This window comes from Flavobacterium daemonense (assembly GCF_007341385.1).
GTDB classification, from domain to species: domain Bacteria; phylum Bacteroidota; class Bacteroidia; order Flavobacteriales; family Flavobacteriaceae; genus Flavobacterium; species Flavobacterium daemonense.
Genome location: NZ_VJYD01000012.1, coordinates 116867 through 139910, shown reverse-complemented (window position 1 = coordinate 139910; position 23044 = coordinate 116867). Strand labels below are relative to the sequence as shown.

The 23044-nt window shown below is 33.9% G+C and carries 22 protein-coding genes and 1 riboswitch; of the genes, 14 read left to right on the top strand and 8 right to left on the bottom strand.

The features are described 5' to 3' along the window. The first annotated feature begins 27 nt into the window (after positions 1-27). From FND99_RS15525 to FND99_RS15495, 7 genes are all read left to right on the top strand, one after another. On the top strand, positions 28-387 hold the full coding sequence (locus FND99_RS15525) for a four helix bundle protein (protein ID WP_144338853.1): 360 nt from the start codon (positions 28-30) through the stop codon (positions 385-387). A gap of 36 nt (positions 388-423) precedes the next feature. Continuing rightward, entirely contained in the window at positions 424-930 is a 507-nt protein-coding gene (gene cobU / locus FND99_RS15520; protein WP_144338852.1) for a bifunctional adenosylcobinamide kinase/adenosylcobinamide-phosphate guanylyltransferase, read from the top strand. 122 nt (positions 931-1052) lie between these two features. After that, positions 1053-2732, top strand: a complete 1680-nt coding sequence (gene cobT, locus FND99_RS15515) for a nicotinate-nucleotide--dimethylbenzimidazole phosphoribosyltransferase (protein WP_144338851.1) — start codon at positions 1053-1055, stop codon at positions 2730-2732. A gap of 204 nt (positions 2733-2936) precedes the next feature. Continuing rightward, a complete protein-coding gene (locus tag FND99_RS15510; RefSeq protein ID WP_144338850.1) occupies positions 2937-3734 on the top strand; it encodes an adenosylcobinamide-GDP ribazoletransferase in 798 nt (265 codons plus the stop codon). Beyond that, positions 3719-4255 (top strand): alpha-ribazole phosphatase, encoded by a 537-nt coding sequence (cobC, locus tag FND99_RS15505; protein ID WP_144338849.1) that lies wholly within the window; start codon positions 3719-3721, stop codon positions 4253-4255. The genes FND99_RS15510 and cobC overlap by 16 nt, the downstream gene beginning before the upstream one ends. A gap of 67 nt (positions 4256-4322) precedes the next feature. Then, positions 4323-4524: riboswitch (cobalamin riboswitch) on the top strand. A 27-nt stretch (positions 4525-4551) separates the two neighbouring features. Further along, on the top strand, positions 4552-6405 hold the full coding sequence (locus FND99_RS15500; RefSeq protein WP_144338848.1) for a TonB-dependent receptor plug domain-containing protein: 1854 nt from the start codon (positions 4552-4554) through the stop codon (positions 6403-6405). Between the two features lie 6 nt (positions 6406-6411). Further along, entirely contained in the window at positions 6412-7461 is a 1050-nt protein-coding gene (locus FND99_RS15495; RefSeq protein ID WP_144338847.1) for a YncE family protein, read from the top strand. 73 nt (positions 7462-7534) lie between these two features. On the opposite strand, the gene FND99_RS15490 is transcribed toward FND99_RS15495, so the two are convergent. After that, on the bottom strand, positions 7535-9007 hold the full coding sequence (locus FND99_RS15490) for a S41 family peptidase (protein WP_144338846.1): 1473 nt from the start codon (positions 9005-9007) through the stop codon (positions 7535-7537). Between the two features lie 170 nt (positions 9008-9177). On the opposite strand from FND99_RS15490, the gene FND99_RS15485 reads away from it, so the two are divergent. From FND99_RS15485 to FND99_RS15470, 4 genes are read left to right on the top strand one after another with little or no spacing between them, the layout of a single operon-like run. Continuing rightward, entirely contained in the window at positions 9178-9687 is a 510-nt protein-coding gene (locus FND99_RS15485) for an RNA polymerase sigma factor (protein ID WP_035649689.1), read from the top strand. Beyond that, complete coding sequence (locus FND99_RS15480) at positions 9674-10132, top strand: hypothetical protein (RefSeq protein WP_144338845.1); 459 nt, start codon at positions 9674-9676, stop codon at positions 10130-10132. Before FND99_RS15485 ends, FND99_RS15480 begins: the two co-directional genes overlap by 14 nt. Positions 10133-10148: 16 nt before the next feature. After that, a complete protein-coding gene (locus FND99_RS15475; protein ID WP_132988407.1) occupies positions 10149-10676 on the top strand; it encodes a DUF4252 domain-containing protein in 528 nt (175 codons plus the stop codon). Between the two features lie 2 nt (positions 10677-10678). After that, complete coding sequence (locus FND99_RS15470; protein ID WP_144338844.1) at positions 10679-11215, top strand: DUF4252 domain-containing protein; 537 nt, start codon at positions 10679-10681, stop codon at positions 11213-11215. 76 nt (positions 11216-11291) lie between these two features. Here FND99_RS15470 and FND99_RS15465 read toward each other — a convergent pair whose 3' ends face one another. Beyond that, positions 11292-12521: a M57 family metalloprotease gene (locus FND99_RS15465; RefSeq protein ID WP_144338843.1), complete on the bottom strand. Its 1230-nt coding sequence runs from the start codon at positions 12519-12521 to the stop codon at positions 11292-11294. A 236-nt stretch (positions 12522-12757) separates the two neighbouring features. Here FND99_RS15465 and yiaA point away from each other — a divergent pair, with 236 nt between their 5' ends. After that, positions 12758-13147 carry an inner membrane protein YiaA gene (yiaA, locus tag FND99_RS15460; RefSeq protein ID WP_144338842.1) on the top strand — a complete coding sequence of 130 codons (390 nt, stop codon included), beginning with the start codon at positions 12758-12760 and terminating at the stop codon, positions 13145-13147. A 67-nt stretch (positions 13148-13214) separates the two neighbouring features. Here the strand turns inward: yiaA and carB are convergent, their stop codons facing one another. Continuing rightward, positions 13215-16070: a carbamoyl-phosphate synthase large subunit gene (carB, locus tag FND99_RS15455; protein WP_144338841.1), complete on the bottom strand. Its 2856-nt coding sequence runs from the start codon at positions 16068-16070 to the stop codon at positions 13215-13217. 144 nt (positions 16071-16214) lie between these two features. Continuing rightward, complete coding sequence (rpmH, locus tag FND99_RS15450; protein WP_008464848.1) at positions 16215-16376, bottom strand: 50S ribosomal protein L34; 162 nt, start codon at positions 16374-16376, stop codon at positions 16215-16217. Positions 16377-16544: 168 nt separating this feature from the next. Between rpmH and FND99_RS15445 the strand changes: the two genes are divergently transcribed. After that, positions 16545-17060, top strand: a complete 516-nt coding sequence (locus FND99_RS15445) for a DUF2892 domain-containing protein (protein ID WP_144338840.1) — start codon at positions 16545-16547, stop codon at positions 17058-17060. 250 nt (positions 17061-17310) lie between these two features. Here the strand turns inward: FND99_RS15445 and FND99_RS15440 are convergent, their stop codons facing one another. After that, positions 17311-17970: an alpha/beta hydrolase gene (locus FND99_RS15440; protein ID WP_144338839.1), complete on the bottom strand. Its 660-nt coding sequence runs from the start codon at positions 17968-17970 to the stop codon at positions 17311-17313. Positions 17971-18250: 280 nt separating this feature from the next. Between FND99_RS15440 and FND99_RS15435 the strand changes: the two genes are divergently transcribed. Then, complete coding sequence (locus FND99_RS15435) at positions 18251-18556, top strand: GNAT family protein (RefSeq protein ID WP_211356636.1); 306 nt, start codon at positions 18251-18253, stop codon at positions 18554-18556. Here the strand turns inward: FND99_RS15435 and FND99_RS15430 are convergent. The 3 genes from FND99_RS15430 to FND99_RS15420 all read right to left on the bottom strand — a co-directional run bounded on the left by FND99_RS15430 (position 18553) and on the right by FND99_RS15420 (position 23014). Then, positions 18553-19983 (bottom strand): anion permease, encoded by a 1431-nt coding sequence (locus FND99_RS15430; RefSeq protein WP_144338838.1) that lies wholly within the window; start codon positions 19981-19983, stop codon positions 18553-18555. The genes FND99_RS15435 and FND99_RS15430 overlap by 4 nt on opposite strands. 20 nt (positions 19984-20003) lie before the next feature. Next, positions 20004-21155: a porin gene (locus FND99_RS15425; RefSeq protein WP_144338837.1), complete on the bottom strand. Its 1152-nt coding sequence runs from the start codon at positions 21153-21155 to the stop codon at positions 20004-20006. Positions 21156-21379: 224 nt separating this feature from the next. Further along, positions 21380-23014, bottom strand: coding sequence for an ABC-F family ATP-binding cassette domain-containing protein (locus FND99_RS15420; protein ID WP_144338836.1), 1635 nt, complete (start codon positions 23012-23014; stop codon positions 21380-21382). Positions 23015-23044: the final 30 nt, after the last annotated feature.

Here is a 23044-nt window from a genome sequence, read left to right as displayed (position 1 = left end):
TAATTATAAATTATTAGTTGTTAATTTATGAAAGACAACATTGTAAAAAATAAAAGTTTTGAATTTGCAATTCGAATTGTAAAACTATATCAATATTTAAATAATGATAAAAAAGAATTTATACTTTCTAAACAACTTCTAAGATCTGGAACCAGTGTTGGCGCGATGATGAGAGAAGCTGAACATGCTGAGAGCAAAAGCGATTTCATCCATAAATTTGCTATTGCTCAAAAAGAAGCTAACGAAACCGTTTATTGGCTCGAATTATTAAAGGCAACGGATTACTTAAATGAAAAAGAATTTGAGAACATCCACAATGATGCAGTGGCAATTTTAAAATTAATTACCAGCATCCTTAAAACTTCAAAAAAACAAGTTCTAGCATAAATTTACAATTAACAATTTATAATTAACCATTATCACATGATTTATCTTATTACTGGTGGCGAAAGATCTGGAAAAAGCAGTTACGCTCAAAACCTAGCTTTACAACTTTCTGATTCGCCTCTTTATGTTGCAACGGCCAGAAAATGGGATTCTGATTTTCAAAATCGCATTGATCGTCATCAACAGGAACGTGATGCGCGCTGGACTAATATTGAAAAAGAAAAATATTTAAGTGAACTTGATTTTTCGGGAAAAGTTGCACTTATTGATTGTGTCACACTCTGGCTAACCAACTTTTTTATTGATACTAAAAATGACGTTGCTGCGTCGTTGGAAGAAGCTAAAAACGAGTTCAATAAAATAGCCGCACAAAAAGGAACTCTAATAATTGTAACCAATGAAATTGGAATGGGAGTTCATGCCGAAACACACATTGGCAGAAAATTTACTGAACTGCAAGGTTGGATGAATCAGTTTTTAGCGTCAAATGCTGACGAAGTTGTTTTAATGGTTTCCGGAATTCCAGTTAAAATCAAAGGATAACAAAATTCAATTTCAATATCAATGGCAAAAATCAATAGAACAAATTCTAAATTTTAAATCCTAAAATTCCAATATCGTAAAGTATCTTTACAGAAAGAATAAATTGAAATTGATTTTTGAAGATGAGCCATTTAGATGAGATTTTAAAATCGCGACGCGATACTAGGCATTTTACAGCCGATGAAGTTCCTGATGAAGTAATCCAAAAAGCTTTGCAGGCCGGACATTGGGCGCCTTCTGTCGGACTTACAGATGCAACGCGATATTATATCATCAAATCGGGCGAAGTTAAAACAGCGATTAAAAATCTATTTTTAGATTACAACAAAAAAGCCGAGGAACTTACTGATAATCCTCAGCAAAAAGAACTTTACAAATCCCTGAAATTAGAAGCAATTGAAGAAGCTCCAATCGGACTTATAATTGCTTATGACAGATCAGTTTTGAATCAATTTACAATTGGAACCGTCGGAAGCAATGAAGCTGTAAAATTCAGTTCCGTTTGTGCTGCACAGAATATCTGGCTTTCATTGACAGAACAAGGCTATGGAATGGGCTGGGTTTCTATTTTAAATTATTATCAGTTTAAAAAAATCCTGGATTTACCCGAAAATATTGAGCCTCTTGGCTATTTCTGCATTGGAAAACCTGCAACAAATTATAATAATCAGCCAATGTTGCAGCAATTGCATTGGAAACAAAAATCGGAAAATCCAATTTGTACCGAAATTCAAAACGTAAAAGAAAATTCTGTTTCAGAAATCAATATCAATACTTCTTCCGAAAAAAATAATTCAACAGATTTTGAACAACTTCTGCAGGAAAAAATAGATTCTAAAACGAAACCTATTGGCGCTTTGGGAACTTTGGAAACGCTTGCTTTTCAAATGGCGAAAGTTTTTAAAACTTTGAATCCGAAAATTATTAAACCAAATATGGTTGTTTTTGCAGCTGATCACGGAATTGCAAATCATGGCGTAAGCGCTTATCCGCAAGATGTGACACGCCAAATGGTAAATAATTTTCTGGAAGGAGGCGCCGCAATTAATGTTTTTTGCAGGCAAAACAACATTGAATTATCTATTGCGGATGCCGGAGTCAATTACGATTTCCCGACTAATACAAATTTGATTGATGCAAAAGTTGCCAAAGGAACACAATCTTTTTTGCATGTTCCTGCAATGAGCGAAGCAGAATTAAAATTATGTTTTGAAAAAGGGAAATCAATCGTCAACAATATTGCTAAATCAGGTTCAAACTGCATTGGTTTTGGTGAAATGGGAATTGGAAATACTTCAACAGCTTCAGTTTTAATGAGTATTTTAACTGGTTTCCCAATTGAAGAATGCATTGGAAAAGGAACTGGAGTTGTTGATGAAAAACTGCTTCAAAAGCAGAATCTTCTAAAAAAAGCAATCGAAAATTATTCCGGTCAAGCCGATTTAATGTCACAGTTGGCTTATTTTGGCGGTTTTGAAATTCTTCAAATGACAAGCGGCATGCTCTCTGCCTTCGAAAATAAAATGCTAATTCTAGTTGATGGTTTTATTTGTTCTGTTGCATTTTTAATTGCTCTAAAAATTAATCCAGATATTAAAGAAAATGCTATTTTCTGTCATTGTTCTGCTGAACAAGCACATCAAAAATTACTAGATTATTTAAATGCAAAACCAATTTTAAATCTAGATTTGCGCCTTGGCGAAGGAACTGGCTGCGCAATTGCGTTTCCAATTTTAAAATCGGCTGAAGTTCTTTTGAATGAAATGGCAAGTTTTGAGAGTGCGGGAGTGAGTAGGAAATAATATTCTGTTTTTATAAAATAATTATGCTACTTTATGATTTATTCTCATTTTTGTCCTTTCGACGAAGGAGACCCGAGCGATAGCGAACTGGCGAAGCAAATCTCCACAAGTAACTCCTCAATACATATCGCCAATCTTTGTCGAGCTAATCGCGGAGATTTCTCCTTCGTCGAAATGACATACTAAATAGAAATATAAAAATTAATGAAAAAAGAACTACATATCTTCTTCACCTGTTTAATGTTTTACACCCGTATTCCGTGTCCAAAAAACATCACACATCATCCAGATTATTTAAATAAAGCCACTCGTTATTTCCCTTTTATTGGCTGGATTGTTGGGAGTATTTCTTTTTTAGTTTTTTATGTTTTTTCACTTTTTCTTTCGATAGAAACGGCTGTAATTTTTGCAATTATTGCTTCCGTTTTAACAACAGGTGCTTTTCATGAAGACGGCTTTGCTGATGTTTGCGATGGTTTTGGCGGAGGCTGGACTAAAGAAAAAATTCTGGTGATTATGAAAGACAGTGCAATTGGAGCTTATGGAGCAATTGGCTTGGTTTTGTTATTTTTGGCCAAATTCAAATTGCTTTCAGAATCCATCTTGATTTTCAAAAATGACAACAACTATTTTCTACTATTTTTGTTTTTTATATCAGCTCATTCTTTAAGCCGTTTGGCCGCGATCAGCATCATTTTCACTCATGAATATTCACGTGCTGACGCAACAAGCAAAAGCAAACCCATTGCAAAACAACACACTTGGAAAGAAATCTCAGGATCTTTTTTCTTCGGGTTACTTCCTTTACTAGCCCTCTCCTATTTCTCTTTTGAGATAAAAACGATTTTGGTTTTAATTCCGGTTTTCTTGACGAGACATTTTTTAGCAAGATATTTTCAAAAATGGATTGACGGATACACTGGCGATTGCCTTGGTGCAACACAACAGGTCTGCGAAGTAATCTTTTATTTAAGTCTGCTTTTTCTATGGAAATTTATCTAGTTCGACATACTGAAACCGTCTGCGAAAAAGGAATTTGCTACGGACAATCTGATGTAAATATTGCTGAACCTTTTGATGTTATTTTTGATGAAATCGTGTCTCAATTACCCTCAGAGGCAATTGTTTTTTCAAGTCCGTTACAGCGTTGTGTAGTTTTAGCAAAACATATTAAGAAGAACATCAAAACCATTTTATACCAAGAAGATGTACGTTTAAAAGAAATGAATTTTGGCGACTGGGAACTAAAAAACTGGAATGAAATTCCGCCAGAACAGCTCAATCCTTGGATGGAAGATTTTGTAAATATTCGGGCTTCAAATGGCGAATCTTTTGTTGAATTACATGAGAGAGTTGGTAATTTTATTTCTGAAATCATTTCGAAAAACATACAAGACCCAATCGTAATTGTTGCCCATGCCGGAATCATCAGAAGTATTTTATGTCATCAAACTTCTTTGCCTTTGAAAGAAGCCTTTCAAAATAAAGTAGATTTTGGTCAAGTCATTAAAATTGAGCTCTAACAAAGGTTTTGTTTAGAATTCGATTCAAAAAGTAAAACAAATTTGAAAATTCAATAATTTTAACTTTATCTTTGCGCAAAATTAAGGTTGTGTTTTTATAAAACACATTAAAAGGGAATCAAGTAAAATCTTGAGCTGTACCCGCAACTGTAAGCTTAGTTCTAAAACGAATGCTTGTTGTTATCTACAAACCACTGTCACGCCTTGCGTGATGGGAAGGCAAACAACAAGACGCAAGCCAGGAGACCTGCCTTTGAAACAAAGATCGAACTCTCGGGAAAAAGAGTGTAGAAATTATGACTTTAAAAAAATATTTCGCTTTTAGTTTGTTGTTGATGTGCCAATTTATTTGGGCGCAGAAGGATTCTATTACGGGTCTGAAAGAAGTTATCGTTTCTGACGCTAATCTTAAAAAATATTCCACTTCACAATCGGTTCTAAAACTAAATGATTCGGTTATCAGTAAAAATGAAGCTTTATTGACGGATCTTTTAAATTTTAATTCTACCATTTATTTTAAAGAATACGGGCGAGGAATGCTTTCAACAGTTGCTTTTAGAGGGACAACTTCGTCACAAACAGCGGTGATCTGGAACGGAATCAACATCAATTCTCAAATGAATGGAAGCACGGATTTCAACACGATTTCTGGTTCCGATTATAATTCGATAAGTGTTAAAGCCGGTGGCGGAAGTGTTATTTACGGAAGTGGTGCAGTTGGCGGAACCGTTCATTTAAATAATGATTTGGCATTTTATAAGAGATTTGAGAATAATTTGAAACTCGATTATGGAAGTTTCAATACTATTGGCATCAATTATAAAACCAATATTTCAAACGAAAAATGGAGTGCCCAAATTGGTTTTTCTAAAAACAGCTCGACAAACGACTATAAATATTTGAATCGATATACTTGGAAAGGCGAACAGCGCTGGAATCAGAACGGACAATATGACGTTATCACTGTGAGCGCAAATGCAGGTTATAAATTCAATGCTAAAAACAGCTTAAAATTATATACCCAGACCTCAAATACCAACCGAAATACGTCTCTAATTACTGAGACCGAAACTCCTAGTAAATATGTAAACGGCTTCAATCGAAATTTACTGGAATACGATGGCAATTTCGGGAAGTTTACGGCTAATTTCAAAACAGCTTATATTTTTGAAAATTACCAATATTACCCTGATAATACTCTGAATCAATATACTTTTGGAAAAACGGAAAGCTTTATAACCAAAGCAGATTTAGGTTATACGCTTTTCAAATCAACACAAATAAACGGGATTTTAGATTACAACAGAACAAAAGGTTTTGGAAGCGGTTTTGGTGATAATACACGCGAAATCAGTTCGGCGGCAATATTAGTAAAACAAGATTTTTCTAAAGATTGGAAAAACGAATTTGGTGTGCGAAAAGAGTTTACAAACAATTATAAATCACCAGTTTTATTCAATTTAGGTTCATCTTATCAATTTGGACAACTGTATAATTTAAAATTGAATTTATCTCGTAATTTCAGAATCCCGACTTTTAATGATTTATATTGGGAAGAAGGCGGAAATCCAAATTTGAAACCCGAAAGTTCCTATCAGGCGGAACTTGGAAATGTTTTTACTTTCAAAAACATCTCGCTTACTCAGACTTTATATTACATCAAAATCACCGATTTATTGCGATGGGTTCCTGGAAGCGGAGGAATTTGGATTCCTCAAAATACAGACAAAGTCAACAGCTATGGTGCTGAAACATTAATTAGTTGGAAAAAACAATACGGCAAAAACTATTTTGGAGCCAATGCAACGTATGCCTACACTGTATCAAAAAATGTAGAAACCGACAAGCAGCTCTTTTTTGTTCCATTCAATAAAGTAACGGCTGCTGTTTCCTATTCAAGAAGCAGAATTTCGGCTTATTATCAATTTTTATATAACGGTTTTGTTTATACGCAGGCCGATAATGACCCAAATGAAATTGTTGATTCCTATATGGTTTCGAATATCGGAATTGACTATGATTTTAAACTATTGCGTTCTTTCAAACTTGGATTTCAAGTATTAAATCTTTGGAACGAAAATTATGAAAGCCTTGAAAACAGGCCAATGCCAGGAAGAAATTTTAATTTGTACTTAAACCTTAAATTTTAAATATCAATGAAACTAACTAGATTATTTTTATTAGCATTAAGCGTATCGCTTTTTGTTTCTTGTTCTAATGATGACGACAGTGCGCCGAAAGGAGCTTATGATAATGGATTTTTCATCTTAAACGAAGGAAATTCTGGAGGTGGTTCTGTTTCTTTTGCAAGCGATGATTTAGCCAATTTTACAGCTGACATCTACAAAACAGCAAATGCAGGAGATTTTGCTGGAGTGTATCTTCAAAATATCTTTTTTGACGGAGATAAAGCATATATCATCGCTGGTGGTTCCAACGTAATTGATGTTGTTAACCGATACACTTTTAAATTAATCGCAAAAGTTGACAGCGGATTAGCAAACCCAAGATACGGTGTTGTAAAAGACGGAAAAGCTTATGTAACAAATGCAAACACGTATTCATACAGCAATCCTGCAACTGGAGATACTGATGATTATATTGCTGTGATTGATTTAGCTTCAAACAAAGTAGAATCAAAGATTGATTTGAAAGCCACTGCAAACCGCATCCTATTAGAGAACGGAAAATTATACATTACTGATTTTTACAATGACAAAGTATTAGTTGTAAATCCTTCGACAAAAGCATTAGAAACTCCAGTTACAATTGGTAACAGCGGAGACTGCATGGAAGTTAAAGATGGTGTTTTGTTTGTTTTGAGAGCACCTTACGGAGATAACAGAAGCGAAATTGTTAAAGTAAAACTTTCTGACAAATCAGTTAGTAAAATTACTTTCCCAAAATCTTTAGATAGAGCTGGATATCTAGATATTTATAATGATAAAGTGTATTATACTTCAAACAATTCAGTTTACGCAATTAGCCCATCTGCAACAGAAGCTTCAACAACTGCAATTTTTACAGCTAATCTTCCTGCAAGTGGTTCTATTTACGGTTTTGCTGTAGAGAACAACAAAATTTATATTGCTGACGGAGGAGATTTTGCTTCAAACAGTAAAGCTTACATTTATAATTTAAGCGGTGTAGCACAAAAAGAATTAACCGTGGGAGTTGGACCAAATGGTTTCTACTTCAACAATTAAGAACATTATATTTTTAAATTAGTTTTTGGATTTTTTTTTGAAAAAAAGGCTTTCATTTCTGAAAGCCTTTTTTTTATTTTAGTGATTTTGAAAACCTTTTTGGTGCAGTTTCTAGATACATCTCATTTCGTAATCCGTTGATTTTTTTCGAATCATCTATATAAGGCAACACAAAACTTCTATCGGTTTGGATCTTTTTAGCCGTTGCTCCAGTAATTTTTGAGATTGCCAAATTCAATAATGGTTCTGATGGATCTCCTAATACTCCATAACTGCTGATATATTCTAACTGTACATAAGTAGGAACCAATCCTGAGGTATAATCTCCAAAATCTTGCGAATTTGTAATTTTAAAAACCAAAGGTTGCATCGCGTATTTATGATTCGGATTTACATTTGTTTTCGTAAAAGTAGGCGAATCATAAACCGTAAACGATCCAACATTTTTTCCAATTGTGGTTTCTCCAATTTGAACAACATCAATATAAGGTTTTAGACCATTGATAACTAATTCACTTGCCGATGCAGTGTTAGAAGTTGTCAAAATATAGATTTTGGATAAATTCAGGCTATTCAAAGCTGTTCCATCAATATTGTTTACAAATCTTTGGTTCAAAGACTCCAGATCATCTGTAGTCATCGTCGCCATCAATTTTAAATTATATTGTTGTTTCGAAAATATTTTTCCGTTAAACTGTCCTGTAATCATACTTGCCAAACGAGTTGATGTACGAACAGAACCTCCCCCATTATATCTTAAATCCAAAACTAAATCGGTAATTCCTTGTGCTTTTAATTCACCAAAAGCCTCATTTAATTTCAAATCATAATCAGAATAAAAACCATTATACATCAAATAACCAATTTTATGACTACCAGATGTAATTACTTTATTGATTAAAATAGGATTTTCTTCTAAAACAGTTTTGGTCAACGTAACCGATTTACCATTCAAAACAAATGAAGAACCATTATAATCAGCAAAATTCAAAGTATAAGTATCAGGTGTCAGCAATAAAGACTGGTAGTTTGAAACCGTAAGTTTTGTACCATTTACAGCGGTAAACAAATCCCCTCTTTTTATAGCTTTTCCAGAAGCATCAGAATTTGGAATAATATAACGCACGTAACCTACCACATCACTTGAACCATCAGAAACTCTTGTCAATTTAAAATCAACACCATTATTTTTTGTGATTCCGTTTAGTTCTTGTTCTAGAACCGTATAATCATCAACAATCCAGCTAAAACGGTCAATAGCCGTAGCGGGATATTTACTGATTGGCTTATTTAATAAATCTTGAAACAATTCTTTAGGATCTGAGTATCCTGATAAATAAGAGTTTAATTCTGCTTGTGTGCTAAAGCGGTCGTCGGCTAAATTTGGCACATCTGCTTGCCACAAATAAACTGCATTTAATCCTTTCCAGACAAAATCATTTACTTGCAAAGTTGCCGGAGCTTCCACATCATCCTGATCTTCACACGATTGTAAAGCAAAGGCAAGCAAAAAAATTAGGAGTAAACTCTTTAAAATTGTTTTCATAAATTCTGTTTTCGGTATAGTGGTATAAGTATTAACGTAAAAATACTACCTTTAGTTTGAACTCTATTAAGTTTATTTCATTTTTTCATTATTTTTTTTGAAAACTGTTGTAACAAAAATAATAGTGCCTCGTCTTGACTATATAAGCTAACGAATAACCAACCAATTTTATGAATCAGAATGTGTTTATAGAATTAATAAATCCTTTTAAAGACAAAGTTTTTCGTCTGGCAAAAAGATTGCTTACAAGCACCGAAGAGGCTGAAGATGCCACTCAGGAAGTGATGGTAAAATTATGGAACAAAAAAGACAATTTAGATTCCTATAACAACATCGAAGCAGTAGCAATGACAATGACCAAGAATTATTGTCTGGATCAATTAAAATCTAAAAGAGCCGGAAATCTAAAAATTGTACACAACAATTTCACTGACCGAGAACCTCAATTAGACAAAAAATTAGAAGATTCTGATAGCTTGGAATGGGTCGAAAAAATTATAAATCAGCTGCCAGAACAGCTCCAAATATTAATTCAGCTTCGCGATGTTGAGCAATATGAATTTGATGAAATTGCGAAAATTGTCAACATGAATGAAACCGCTATTAGAGTTGCGCTTTCGAGAGCGAGAAAAAAAATTAGAGAATCAATGGTTAACACACACAGTTATGGAATTAGATAAAATAGAAAATATATTAGAAAAATACTTTCAGGGAGAAACTACGATTGCTGAAGAAAAAGAACTTAAAGAGTACTTTTCATCTCCAAATGTTGCGCAGCATTTAGAGCAATATCAGCCAATGTTTGGTTATTTCTCTCAAGCAACACAACAAAAATCGACACAAGAGATTCCATTACAAACTAAGAAACGAAATGTGGCATGGCTATCAATTGCGGCGTCGGCGGTTGTTTTGCTAGGAATTGGAACCTATTTCTTTACAAGCCAAGAAAAAACAGCTCCGGCTGTGGCGCAGTCAGAATTAGGAACCTATGATAATCCTGAAGAAGCATTGAAAGCAACTCAAAAAGCTTTGGCACTTTTATCAAACAATGTTAATGTGGGTATTGGAAGTGTACAATACATTAACGAATATGAACAATCAAAAAACAAAATTTTTAAACGGTAATTAAATTCAATCAAAAATGAAAAATCTTATTATAACTTTAGTTTTCGCCTTTTTCACACATTCTTTCTACGCTCAAGGCGCTTTTGACAAATTTGACGGTCAAGACGATGTAACATCAGTAATTGTAAACAAAAAAATGTTCGATTTAATGAGCAAAGTAAAAGTTGACGCTACTGACAAAGAAACACAGCAATATATTAATCTGATCAAAAAATTAGATTACCTAAAAGTATTTACTACAAAAAATCCTAAAATCGAAGCTGACATGAAAGCTTCTGCCGATAAATATATAAAAACAGCAGGCTTAGAAGAATTGATGCGCGTAAACGACAGCGGAAAAAATGTTCGAATAATGGTAAAATCAGGCGCAAGCGATTCTCAAATTAAAGAATTGCTGATGTTTGTTGACGGAGCAAAAAACGACGAAACTGTTTTACTGTCATTGACTGGTAATTTTGACTTAAACGAAATTTCTGTACTTACAGACAAGATGCAGCTTCCTGGCGGTTCAGACTTAAAAAAAGCCTCTAAAGGCAAAAAATAATCATGAAACTGAAAATCTTTACCTCAGCAATTGCAGTTTTACTGACTTTGATAAGTTGTAATTCTGAACCCTCATTGCAAAAGTATTTTGTTGAAAACAACGAAAAAAAGGATTTTATTGCAATTGATGTCTCGTCTGATATTTTAAATTTAGACAAAGCAAAATTATCTGCAGAACAAACTGAAGCCATAAAATCATTTGACAAAATGAATATTTTAGCCTTTAAAGCCACTGATAAAAATCAAGCCGAATTTGAAATAGAACGCGCCAAAGTAAATGCTATTTTAAAGGATCCAAAATATCAGCAATTAATGAAAGTTGGTTCAGGTAAAGATGGCGCTTCCATAAGTTATGTTGGAACTGATGACAACATTGAAGAGTTTGTTGTTTTTGCCAACAGAAAAGGGAATGGTTTTACAGTTGTCCGCGTTCTCGGAAAAAACATGAATCCGAATAATATTATGACATTGATGTCTGTCCTACAAAAGTCAAATATCAACATGGATCAACTAAAACCTTTACAGCAATTGATAAAATAATCATCAATCTTACTTTTATAATCAGAAAAAGCTCCAAATGATTTTGGAGCTTTTTTTATTGAATTATTTGATTATCTTAGAATCTAATTGTACCTCCATCAAAAATACCTGGATTATTATTTAAAATAATGTCATTTTTTTCATTACTCAATAATTTGTCTAATACATATCCGTAAGTAAGTACTATCAATGCATCTTCTTTTTTAGTTGTATATCTATCAAATTGCCCTACATTTTTAATACAATATAAAGCTGTTGTTCCAGACACCTTTTCAGAGTATATATAACCCAAAAGAACATCACTCGAAGATGTTTGAGATTTACTTAACTTATGCCCTTGACCCACATCACCATTAACTGATCGATATAGAGGGACTGTTCCCAAAACTTGTGTAGAATATAAATAACCTGCTTCACCATCGAAAATATAACCATCTTTACCAGGAGTTATTTCACATGGATTTATTGAATAAAAAAAATACTGATTTTTCTTATATCTATACAGTTTTTTAGCTCCTACTGCAACAGGATACAATGTACTAATAGCTACGTTATCATAATATGAAAAACCTTTCCAAACATCATTTATTGGCACCATTATAGAAGAAGGATCCGAAATGGGCGTACAAGGAATTAGAAAACCATCTGGGTCATTATTATGATCAAGTCCCAAAGTGTGGCCTAATTCATGAGTCATCGCAAAAATCTTATTAGAGACTTCTAAAGTATTGTACGCAGAATTTATGTATATATTAGAGCCTGGCCGTCCAGTGCTAGTTGAAGAAAAAGCTTCGGCAATTGTTCCATTGCGGCCTTTATTCTCGGCCGTTACTTTAATATTTGCAACCCCCAAAGTGGTAACAATGGTAATTGATATATTTGAATTTATTCCATTCCAATTCTTCACTGCTTCCGTAATCGCAATTTGCCAATCCAAAGAAACTTCTGGATAAACATAAATTTTAATTGCCTTTGCGATTTCCGGAGCTACTATATAACTTGCAATTCTTTGTTTGCTTTTACTAGTGCTTTTTTTATTAAATTCATTATAATCACTTCTAACATCTTCTAAGGAAATTAAAATATCTCCCTCTATTATAAATACACTCCTATCTGAATCATAAGCTATTTTTTTTATATTATAATGCCTATTCGTTGAAATAAATTCACGCAGGAGATTAATTTCATCACTATAGTGTTCAGTTGTTTCTTCATCCTCTTTTTTGTTTTCATCTGAGCTACATTGAATAAAAAATAATGTACAGAACAAGGCAATCATCATTCCAATTTGTTTAGCTGTTTTCATGTTTTGAATATTTAAGATTAATCTTACAAAGATAGATTAAAAATATTTTTATATACTTAATTTCTTACTTTTAAGTAATTTTAAATTTTATATCTACATTAGTAGACTACGGAAGAGCACCAAACAAAATCTTTACTCAAATCAATTTTAAGGAATAATCTTTCAATTATTATATAAAAATAAAGAATTAATTTACATATATTTGTTCTTAAAGATATTAATTAATAATTTGAAACATGTCACAAAAAACATCAAATGCCTTTATAGCAGCATCATGGGTAGCTCTTGGAGCTGGAACAATAGGCTATATAGTTGGACTCGCAAGAGCTGAAATGTTACTGAATGAAAAAGGATATTATTTTACCGTTTTAATGTTTGGACTTTTCTCTGTTATTTCATTACAAAAAAGCGTGAGAGATCGACTTGAAAACCTTCCAGTCACTGATATTTATTATGGAATTTGCTGGTTCGGAACTATATTATCAATTGCACTTTTAGTCATTGGGTTATGGAATGCAACGATCTTACCAAGCGAAAAAGGATTTTATGCCTTTGCTTTTCTATTAGCTCTATTTGGAGGCATTGCGGTACAGAAAAATACTAGAGACAATATGTCTTTAGAATAAAACAAATTAAGCAAACAAAAAAGCTCCAATTTTCATTGGAGCTTTTCTTTTATACTAGAATCTGAGATTATTTACTCAAATACATTTTTCTTCTAGAGTACAATTCGTAGAATTGATCGTCTTTCAAGTCATCAATAAACAAGATGCTTTCTCCAGTTGATTTCATTTCTGGCCCTAATGCTTTGTTTACATTCGGGAATTTGCTGAAAGAGAAAACTGGTTGTTTGATGGCATATCCTTTTAATTGCGGGTTGAAATCAAAATCAGTTACTTTATTGTGACCTAACATCACTTTTGTAGCGTAATTTACATAAGGCTCTCCGTAAGCTTTTGCAATAAACGGAACCGTTCTTGAAGCTCTTGGGTTTGCCTCTATAATGTAAACTGTATCGTCTTTAATCGCAAACTGAATATTGATCAAACCTACAGTTTTTAAAGCTCTCGCAATTTTATGCGTATGATCTTTAATCTGCTGCATTACAAATTCTCCTAAGTTAAAAGGAGGCAAAGTCGCGTTACTATCTCCAGAGTGAACTCCACAAGGCTCTATATGCTCCATAATTCCGATGATGTACACATTTCCATCAGCATCACAAATTGCATCAGCTTCAGCCTCAATTGCTCCAGCTAGATAGTGATCTAGAAGTAATTTGTTTCCTGGAATTGCTTTCAACAAATCAATTACATGCTCTTCAAGTTCTTTTTTGTTGATTACAATTTTCATTCCCTGACCTCCTAATACATAAGAAGGACGAATTAAAAGTGGAAAATCTAACGTATCTGCTAATTTTGAAGCTTCATCCGCAGTTTCAGCGATTCCGAATCTTGGGAAAGGAATATGTAATTCAGTAAGTAAATCTGAGAAACGTCCTCTGTCTTCTGCTAAATCAAGTGCATCAAAACTAGTTCCGATGATTTTCACACCATATTTAGATAATTTGTCTGCTAATTTAAGAGCCGTTTGTCCACCCAACTGGACGATTACACCTTCTGGTTTTTCGTGTTGGATGATATCGTAAATATGCTCCCAGAAAACTGGTTCAAAGTATAATTTATCAGCAGTATCAAAATCTGTAGAAACCGTTTCAGGATTACAGTTGATCATAATCGTTTCGTAACCACATTCTTTTGCTGCCAAAACTCCGTGTACACAAGAATAATCAAACTCGATTCCTTGTCCAATTCTGTTTGGTCCAGAACCCAAAACAATCACTTTTTTTCTATCTGTAACAATACTTTCGTTGTCAACATAACGCTCACCGTTTGCTTTTTGAATTTCAGCTTCAAAAGTTGAGTAGTAGTAAGGTGTTTTAGCTTTAAACTCAGCTGCACAAGTATCAACCAGTTTGAACACACGGTTAATGTTCATGTCCGTACGTAAAGTATGTACTTCACTTTCCAGACAACTCATCATGTGAGCGATTTGTCTGTCTGCAAAACCTTTTTGTTTCGCCTCAAGCAATAATTCTTTAGGAAGAGTAGCAACTTTGTAATTTGAGATTTCTTTCTCTAACGTATAAAGCTCTTCATATTGTTTTAAGAACCACATATCGATTCTTGTTATTTCGTGAATTGTACTCAAAGGAATTCCCATTGCGATTGCATCATAAATTACAAAAACACGATCCCAGCTTGCATAAGTTAGTTTCTCAATAATTTGTTCGTAATTTTTATATCCTTTTCCGTCAGCGCCTAAACCATTTCTCTTAATCTCTAAAGATTGAGTCGCTTTATGCAATGCTTCTTGGAAAGAACGTCCGATTCCCATAACCTCACCCACAGATTTCATCTGAAGACCTAAAGTTCTGTCTGACCCTTCAAATTTATCAAAGTTCCAACGTGGTATTTTTACGATTACATAATCTAAAGTTGGTTCAAAAAGAGCCGAAGTAGATTTTGTAATTTGGTTTTGCAATTCATCTAAGTTGTATCCTAAAGCAAGTTTAGAAGCGATTTTTGCAATTGGGTAACCCGTAGCTTTTGATGCTAAAGCCGATGAACGAGACACACGAGGATTAATCTCGATTGCAACGATATCTTCTTTTTCGTCTGGAGAAACTGCGAATTGTACGTTACATCCTCCAGCAAAATTCCCGATACTTCTCATCATCAAAATTGCATAGTCACGCAATTTTTGGAAAGTGGTATCTGATAATGTCATTGCTGGTGCAACTGTAATCGAGTCTCCTGTGTGGATTCCCATTGGATCCATATTTTCAATTGAACAGATAATTACAACATTGTCATTTTTATCTCTCAAAAGCTCTAATTCGTATTCTTTCCATCCCATCAAAGCTTTGTCAATCAAAACTTCGTGAATTGGAGAAGCTTCAAGTCCGCGAGTTAAAAGCTCATCAAAATCTTCTTTTTTGTAAACCACAGCTGCTCCAGTTCCTCCAAGTGTAAACGAAGGGCGAATTACAAGCGGAAAACCAAATTCTTGTGCAATTTCTTTTCCTTCTAAGTAAGAAGTAGCCGTTTTTGCAGGTGCAGTTGGTACATTTATTCTTTCTAAAAGCTGCTTAAACTGTTCTCTGTCTTCTGTAATATTAATGGCATTTACATCAACTCCGATTAATTTTACTCCGAAATCCTGCCAGATTCCTTTTTCCTCAGCTTCCAAACACAAGTTCAAAGCAGTTTGCCCTCCCATTGTTGGTAAAACTGCATCAATTTGCGGATGTTCCTTCAGAATTTCAATAATCGATTTTGTAGTTAATGGTTTCAAATAAATATGATCGGCCATAGATGGGTCGGTCATAATCGTCGCTGGATTTGAGTTTATCAAGATAACCTCAATTCCTTCTTCACGAATCGAACGTGCAGATTGAGATCCTGCATAGTCGAATTCGCAAGCTTGACCAATAACAATAGGTCCTGAACCTATTATTAAAACTGATTTTATTGATGTGTCTTTAGGCATTTTGTATGTATTGTGTAGTTATTATTGTATTCAAAAAACATTCACAGTGCTTTAGAAACTAGAATGTTACAAATTTATTACCGACAAGGTATAAAAAAAGGCGATACTAAAAAAGTAATCGCCTTATGTATGTTTATACAAACATTATTTTTTGTGTCTAGGCTCGCTAGAAACAGTTAATTTATGTCTTCCTTTTGCTCTTCTACGCGCTAGAACTTTTCTTCCATTCGCAGAAGCCATTCTGTCCATAAATCCGTGCTTATTTCTTCTTTTTCTTTTCGATGGTTGAAATGTTCTTTTGCTCATTGCTTTGTATCTTTAAAAATGGTATCTAATTAACTCTTTCTTGGTTTTGAATATCGTTGCTCAAAAACCGAGTGCAAATATACAAAGACTTTTTTTTCTGGCAAGCACTTTAATAAAAATATTTTTAATTCATTTTACTATATTTGCAATCACAAATATACATCTATTATGTTTAACAAAATTATAAAACTTATTTTGGCCGGACTTCTTGTAGTCGCTGGTATTTACGAAATTGTTGATGACTCAATTGGAAATGGAATTTTCCTTATATTATTGTCTGCAATTCCGATTTTTCTTTATTTCAAAAACGAATTTATCCTTTTAGCTTTCCTAAAATTAAGAAAACAAGACTTCGAAGGTGCTAAAAAATGGCTATCATATATTAAAAATCCAGAAACTGCATTGGTAAGAAAACAACAAGGATATTTTAATTACCTTCACGGAATCATGTTGTCACAGACTAATATCAACCAAGCTGAGAAGCATTTCAAAAAAGCAATCGAACTTGGATTATCAATGGATATGGATTTAGCTGTTGCAAAACTTAACCTTGCCGGAGTTGCAATGTCGCGCCGCAGAAAGCTTGAAGCAACTAACTTATTGAATGAAGCTAAGAAATTAGACAAACAAGGTATGCTGAAAGAGCAAATTTCTATGATGAAAGAACAAATGAAGAAAATCTAACGATTTTTAAATTTCAATATTTAAATCCCAAATTCCAAAAAGGAGTTTGGGATTTTTTTATTTTTAATTTTCTTTATAACGCAGGACCAACACTTAGTTTGTCATTTCGACGAAGGAGAAATCTCCGCAAGTGGCTCGACAAAGATTGTCGATTTTGATTATAGAGTTACTCGTGGAGATTTCTCCTTCGTCGAAATGACAATATTGCGCTAAAATCTAGAAAGAATTGGAATTTGGAATTTTATTTTAGCTAATCCTCCAATATAATAGAAGGTAAATTCTCATTCAGCCATTTATACTTATTGAGAATCATAATATGACTACCGCCTTTTACGACAATACATTTATCGATATATTTTATAGGAAAAACATCATCTTGGTCGCCGTGAATATGAATCACATTGTCATCAACTTTATCCCTGTCCCATAAAATAACCGACTCTACAGCCCATTGAAGATAATTAAGATCGCGAACGGTCAAAAACTTTTCATATAATTTGATACGCTTGTTCACTTTTTCTCCAAAAGAATATTTAGCCAGATTTTCAATATTCAAAATCAGCTTCATCGGAATTAGTTTGTAAGCTTTTGTTTTCTTGCCGATTTTCATTCGACGAGGAAATTCAGCATTGCTTCTTACACTTGAAATAATAATTACTTTTTGTGCTTTTATATGTTTCGAAATTTCCTGAACCAAAATACCTCCAAAGGAAACTCCGATCAAAACCGCATTTTCATGTTTGATGTTTTTGGCAATTCGCAGCGCATAATCAGACAAAGATTCTTTAAGTTTAGGAATCTCCCATTCAAGCAAATGGGTTTCAAAAACAGATTCGTCTAATTTAATTCTTTCAAAAATTGCTGGACTCGCGGCTAAGCCAGGCATAAAATAAACAGGTATTTTACTCATTTGTCAAAAAAGGTATTTTAATTACAAATCTCGATTTCAAGATAAATTTACTTTTTTTAACAATATGCACAGCAAATCTTACACCACAATTAAACATTAAAACAAATAAAATTACAAATGAGCTAAAAAATGGCCACTTAAAAAAATAATTTCATATTGAGAATCAAATGATTACCTTTGCAGTCCAAATCGTTCTGGTTTAATACTCCCAAAGTATTTAAGCAGAGCAACGCCCAAAATCTATTTTATACTTTAAACCTATTAAAAAAAATGACAAATTATGGAATCTATTGAAACTACATTGGCAATTAAAGACAACACTTTTGCGAGACAATTTGAAACTTTAGCTCCAGAAGGAATGCTTACGGTTGAGTATTCATTTCAAGAAAAGAAAATTTTTTTAACTAAAATCAATACCCCTGAAGGTTTTGACAACCAAGTCGTGATTGACAACATGTTAAAAAACATCATGGAATTCAATACCGAAAAAAAATTCAGAGTTGTTCCTATTCACCCAAAGATTGTTATCTTTTTCAAAAAAAATCCTAAATACAAGGAGTTGCTTCCTCCGGGAATCAGAATTTAAAAATACCCTATTACTCGGAGCCACAAACCTCCTATTACCATATAGATAAAAAGCATAACTAATCCAGTTATAAGGCCTTTGACCCACCAGCTTTTTAGGTCGACGTAACCGCTTCCGAAAAAGACTGGTGCCGGTCCATGTCCGTAATGCGTTAATGTTCCATAGATTGACCCCACAAAACCAAGCATAAAAGCAAGTAGCAAGCCCGGAATTCCAAGTGAAACCCCAACTCCTAAAAGAGCTGCATACATTGCCGCTACGTGCGCCGTGGCACTTGCAAAAAGATAATGGCTGAAGAAATAAACCAATACAATAATAGGAAATGCCATTTGCCAGCTTAATCCGCCAATCTCAGCTTTTACCAAATCACTGAACCAAGCAATAAAACCAAGCTCATTCAACGAACTTGCCATCATGACTAAAACAGAGAACCAAACAATGGTATCCCATGCGCCTTTTTCGGCTTTTACATCATCCCAAGTTAAAACAGAAGTTAGAAGCAAGATAACCAATCCAATAAACGCCGTTGTTGTAGCATCTATTGAAAAAAGATCACCTGTCATCCACAAAAACAACAAAATAAAGAATGTCAACAACATCATCCATTCGTTGCGTGTAATTGCACCCATTTCTTTCAATTTTTGAGCTGCAATTTGAGGTGCATCACCCGTTTTTTTCAATTCTGGCGGATATATTTTATAAAGCACAAACGGAATTACAAAAAACGAAACCAAACCCGGAACAATTGCTGCTGTCGCCCAAGAAATCCAACTGATTTTAATTCCGAGGTTAAGTGCAAATTTTTGACACATCGGGTTACTCGCCGTTCCTGTCAAAAACATAGACGACGCTATCAAATTTGCATTATAACTATTTAAGGTAAGATACGCTCCTAATTTTCGATGCGTTTCTGGCTTATCCGGCATGGAACCAAAACTCATCGACATTGATTTCATAATTGGATAAATAATTCCACCTCCACGTGCCGTATTACTTGGCACTGCAGGCGCCAAAACCAAATCAGCAAGTCCTAAACCATATGCAAGTCCAAGTGAGCTTTTGCCAAATATTCGAATAAACAAAAATGCAATTCGGTTTCCTAAACCCGTTTTTATAAAGCCTCTCGCAATAAAAAATGAAATCCCGATAAGCCAGATTACCTTATCTCCAAAACCTTTTAGAGCTAATGTTATCGATTTTCCAGCGTCTCCAGGCGCTAAAACCTGCGAAAAAGCCGTCAACGCAATAGCAATCATACACATGGTTCCCATTGGGGCCGCTTTTAGAATAATTCCTAAAATGGTAGCCACAAAAATGGCAAACAAATGCCATGCTTCAATAACAACACCATTTGGAGCAGGAATAAACCAAATTGCAATTCCCACAACAAGTGTGATCAGGGTTTGAGGAATTTGTACTTCTTTCATAAAAACAAGATTTAAATTAATTAAAGTCTAAGCTGAAGCTGTATTAAAAACAAGTTATTATTATAGGTTGTTGTATCCGGAATATTTCGGTCAAATCGGTCGATTTGAAAACCCAATTCAATTCTGCCGGTATAAGCTTTTCCGAATTCCAAGCCCGCCATTGGCGTATAAGTTTGTCTAACATTAGAATCAATTTTATAATTCGGATCAAATCTTTCATATCGGCATGAAAACTCTATTGCTGTCAATTTATTATAATTCACCACATATCTCAAATTAGGCAAAAAGTAAATACCACGCATTTGATAATCAGCCACATCTCCAGTTCTTGAAGCAACTGGCAAAGAAAAGTACAAATTATGATTTGTACCCTGTTTATATTCAACCTGCAAATCAAAACTCCATTTATCAGTAAGTTTAAAATCACTTGTAATATCGGCGCCAATTGCAAAAACATCTTCTTTGAAAACTTTTCCGAAACCACCATTTAAACCTAAATTAATATCATGTTTTTTTGATAACTGAAATACCCATCTTGAAGAAAACTGTTTGCCATTATCTTTGTCCATCTCCGCATTTTTTCCATTTCCGTTTAAAACAGAAAAAGCATAATTCACGGGTATTTTTCCGATGTCAAATGCACCAGATGCCGAAGCTCCAATTTGAAAACTTGTCCAGCCATTTTTCCCAAATTCATAATATTGATTAGAAAAGTCAAACGACTTGATAATATCTGCAGGAACTAATTCCTCAATACCAAATGCAGGTCTGAACTGCCCTCCAGTAAGCGCTATGTATTTATTAAACGTATATTTTCCGTACGCATTTTCCAGAACTTTACCTTTGGTATCTGTTTTAAATTCAGCCAAGTTTACCAAAATCACAACCTCAGTTTCTTTACTCAGTTTCGTATTAACCCCTACACGCATTCTCTTGATATCGAATGAACTTTGAGTTGCATTCCCGGCAGAGTGTTGCATGCCCAAAACATCAACATTGTCTTCAAAACTTTCCAAGTATCTCGCTTGCAAGAGTCCTTTAAACTGATATGTTGGATATTTTATACCGTCTTCAGAATCAGTCGCAGGCTGGCTTTGGGCAGTTTGCGCATTTGAAAACAGTGGCATTAAAAACAAAACAAAAACAATTCGAAGAAGTAAAGTCTTTTTCATAGGCATATAATCAAACTTTTATAAAAGGTTTAGAATTCTTTTTTCATATTTGGGGCATACAAAAAAAATACAAACACTTATGAATCAACACTAAAGGAATTATAAATATAATAAAAAAAGAACAACTTGTAAAAATAGTTGCATTAAAATATAGTTATGAATAGTAACCGAACAAAAAAAGGCGCAAGAATCAACTTGCGCCTTTTTACTATTTTTAGATTTTTTTATTTTTCGATCTCTCTCATAGAGTCCATTTTTTTGTGTGCCAAGAAACCTGCAACATCTTCAAAATGTTCTTTTACTCTTTTGTTCCCGAATTCGAAAACTTTCGTCGCTAAACCATCAAGGAAATCACGATCGTGAGAAACCAAGATAAGAGTTCCATCAAAATCACGCAAAGCATCTTTAATGATATCTTTAGTTTTCATATCCAAGTGGTTTGAAGGCTCATCCAGAATCAATAAGTTAACCGGTTCCAACAACAATTTGATCATTGCCAAACGCGTTTTTTCTCCACCTGAAAGTACTTTTACTTTTTTAGTAATATCATCACCTTGAAACATAAACGCTCCAAGAATATTTTTGATCTGTGTTCTAATATCTCCAACAGCAATATTATCGATAGTTTCAAAAATCGTAGCATTTTCATCTAATAAAGACGCCTGATTTTGAGCAAAATATCCAATTTGAGAATTATGTCCAATTTCTACACTTCCAGAATCAACACCAATTTCTTTCATAATTGCCTTGATCATTGTTGATTTTCCTTCTCCATTTTTTCCAACAAAAGCAACTTTCTGACCTCTTTCAATTACGATATTAGCATCTTTGAAAACTACGTGATCGCCATACGATTTAGACATTTCTTTAACAATAACAGGATATTGTCCAGAACGCGGTGCAGGCGGGAATTTTAAACGAAGTGCCGAAGTATCTACCTCGTCAACTTGAACAATTTCCAATTTTTCAAGCATTTTTACACGCGACTGAACGGCGTCTGTTTTAGAGAATGTCCCTTTGAAACGCTCAATAAACGCTCTATTGTCAGCAATCATTTTTTGCTGTTCGTCATAGGCTTTTTGCTGATGAATACGACGGTCTTTTCTTAATTCTAAGTAATGAGAATATTTTGCTTTATAATCGTAAATTCTTCCCATTGTCACCTCGATCGTTCTGTTTGTAATATTATCAACAAACGCTCTATCGTGCGAGATTACCACAACTGCTTTTGCAGAAGTTACTAAAAACTCCTCTAACCATTGAATACTTTCGATATCCATGTGGTTTGTAGGCTCATCCAGCAAAATCAAATCTGGTTTTTGCAAAAGAATTTTAGCCAATTCGATACGCATTCTCCATCCTCCAGAAAACTCAGAAGTTTGACGTATAAAATCCTCACGCTCAAAACCTAAACCAACTAAAATTTTCTCAACTTCGGCTTCGTAATTTATTTCTTCTATTGCATAATATTTCTCGCTCAAGTCAGAAACTCTTTCGATCAATTTCATGTACTCGTCACTTTCGTAATCTGTACGAACGGTTAATTGTTCGTTGATTTCTTCAATTTCGGCTTTCATTTTAAAAATCTCGCCAAATGCTTTTGATGCTTCTTCCATTACAGTCGAACCATCTTTAGTCAATAAATGCTGAGGCAAATAAGCAACAACAGCATCTTTTGGAGTTGAAATACTTCCCGTTGAAGGTTTATTTTCTCCAGCAATAATTTTCAAAAGTGTCGATTTTCCCGCACCATTTTTACCCATAAGGGCAATTTTATCATTTTCATTTATAGCAAAAGAAACATCGCTAAAAAGTGTAGTTCCGCCAAACTGAACCGAAATATCGTTAACTGTAATCATTTGTCTTTGTTAATTTGTTTAATCGGTTAA

Excerpts from the sequence above, each read along its gene's own strand:
- FND99_RS15525 (WP_144338853.1), top strand. The coding sequence starts at position 28 with ATGAAAGACAACATTGTAAAAAATAAAAGTTTTGAATTTGCAATTCGA.
- cobU (WP_144338852.1), top strand. The coding sequence starts at position 424 with ATGATTTATCTTATTACTGGTGGCGAAAGATCTGGAAAAAGCAGTTAC.
- cobT (WP_144338851.1), top strand. The coding sequence starts at position 1,053 with ATGAGCCATTTAGATGAGATTTTAAAATCGCGACGCGATACTAGGCAT.
- FND99_RS15510 (WP_144338850.1), top strand. The coding sequence starts at position 2,937 with ATGAAAAAAGAACTACATATCTTCTTCACCTGTTTAATGTTTTACACC.
- cobC (WP_144338849.1), top strand. The coding sequence starts at position 3,719 with ATGGAAATTTATCTAGTTCGACATACTGAAACCGTCTGCGAAAAAGGA.
- FND99_RS15500 (WP_144338848.1), top strand. The coding sequence starts at position 4,552 with ATGACTTTAAAAAAATATTTCGCTTTTAGTTTGTTGTTGATGTGCCAA.
- FND99_RS15495 (WP_144338847.1), top strand. The coding sequence starts at position 6,412 with ATGAAACTAACTAGATTATTTTTATTAGCATTAAGCGTATCGCTTTTT.
- FND99_RS15490 (WP_144338846.1), bottom strand. The coding sequence starts at position 9,007 with ATGAAAACAATTTTAAAGAGTTTACTCCTAATTTTTTTGCTTGCCTTT.
- FND99_RS15485 (WP_035649689.1), top strand. The coding sequence starts at position 9,178 with ATGAATCAGAATGTGTTTATAGAATTAATAAATCCTTTTAAAGACAAA.
- FND99_RS15480 (WP_144338845.1), top strand. The coding sequence starts at position 9,674 with ATGGAATTAGATAAAATAGAAAATATATTAGAAAAATACTTTCAGGGA.
- FND99_RS15475 (WP_132988407.1), top strand. The coding sequence starts at position 10,149 with ATGAAAAATCTTATTATAACTTTAGTTTTCGCCTTTTTCACACATTCT.
- FND99_RS15470 (WP_144338844.1), top strand. The coding sequence starts at position 10,679 with ATGAAACTGAAAATCTTTACCTCAGCAATTGCAGTTTTACTGACTTTG.
- FND99_RS15465 (WP_144338843.1), bottom strand. The coding sequence starts at position 12,521 with ATGAAAACAGCTAAACAAATTGGAATGATGATTGCCTTGTTCTGTACA.
- yiaA (WP_144338842.1), top strand. The coding sequence starts at position 12,758 with ATGTCACAAAAAACATCAAATGCCTTTATAGCAGCATCATGGGTAGCT.
- carB (WP_144338841.1), bottom strand. The coding sequence starts at position 16,070 with ATGCCTAAAGACACATCAATAAAATCAGTTTTAATAATAGGTTCAGGA.
- rpmH (WP_008464848.1), bottom strand. The coding sequence starts at position 16,376 with ATGAGCAAAAGAACATTTCAACCATCGAAAAGAAAAAGAAGAAATAAG.
- FND99_RS15445 (WP_144338840.1), top strand. The coding sequence starts at position 16,545 with ATGTTTAACAAAATTATAAAACTTATTTTGGCCGGACTTCTTGTAGTC.
- FND99_RS15440 (WP_144338839.1), bottom strand. The coding sequence starts at position 17,970 with ATGAGTAAAATACCTGTTTATTTTATGCCTGGCTTAGCCGCGAGTCCA.
- FND99_RS15435 (WP_211356636.1), top strand. The coding sequence starts at position 18,251 with ATGGAATCTATTGAAACTACATTGGCAATTAAAGACAACACTTTTGCG.
- FND99_RS15430 (WP_144338838.1), bottom strand. The coding sequence starts at position 19,983 with ATGAAAGAAGTACAAATTCCTCAAACCCTGATCACACTTGTTGTGGGA.
- FND99_RS15425 (WP_144338837.1), bottom strand. The coding sequence starts at position 21,155 with ATGAAAAAGACTTTACTTCTTCGAATTGTTTTTGTTTTGTTTTTAATG.
- FND99_RS15420 (WP_144338836.1), bottom strand. The coding sequence starts at position 23,014 with ATGATTACAGTTAACGATATTTCGGTTCAGTTTGGCGGAACTACACTT.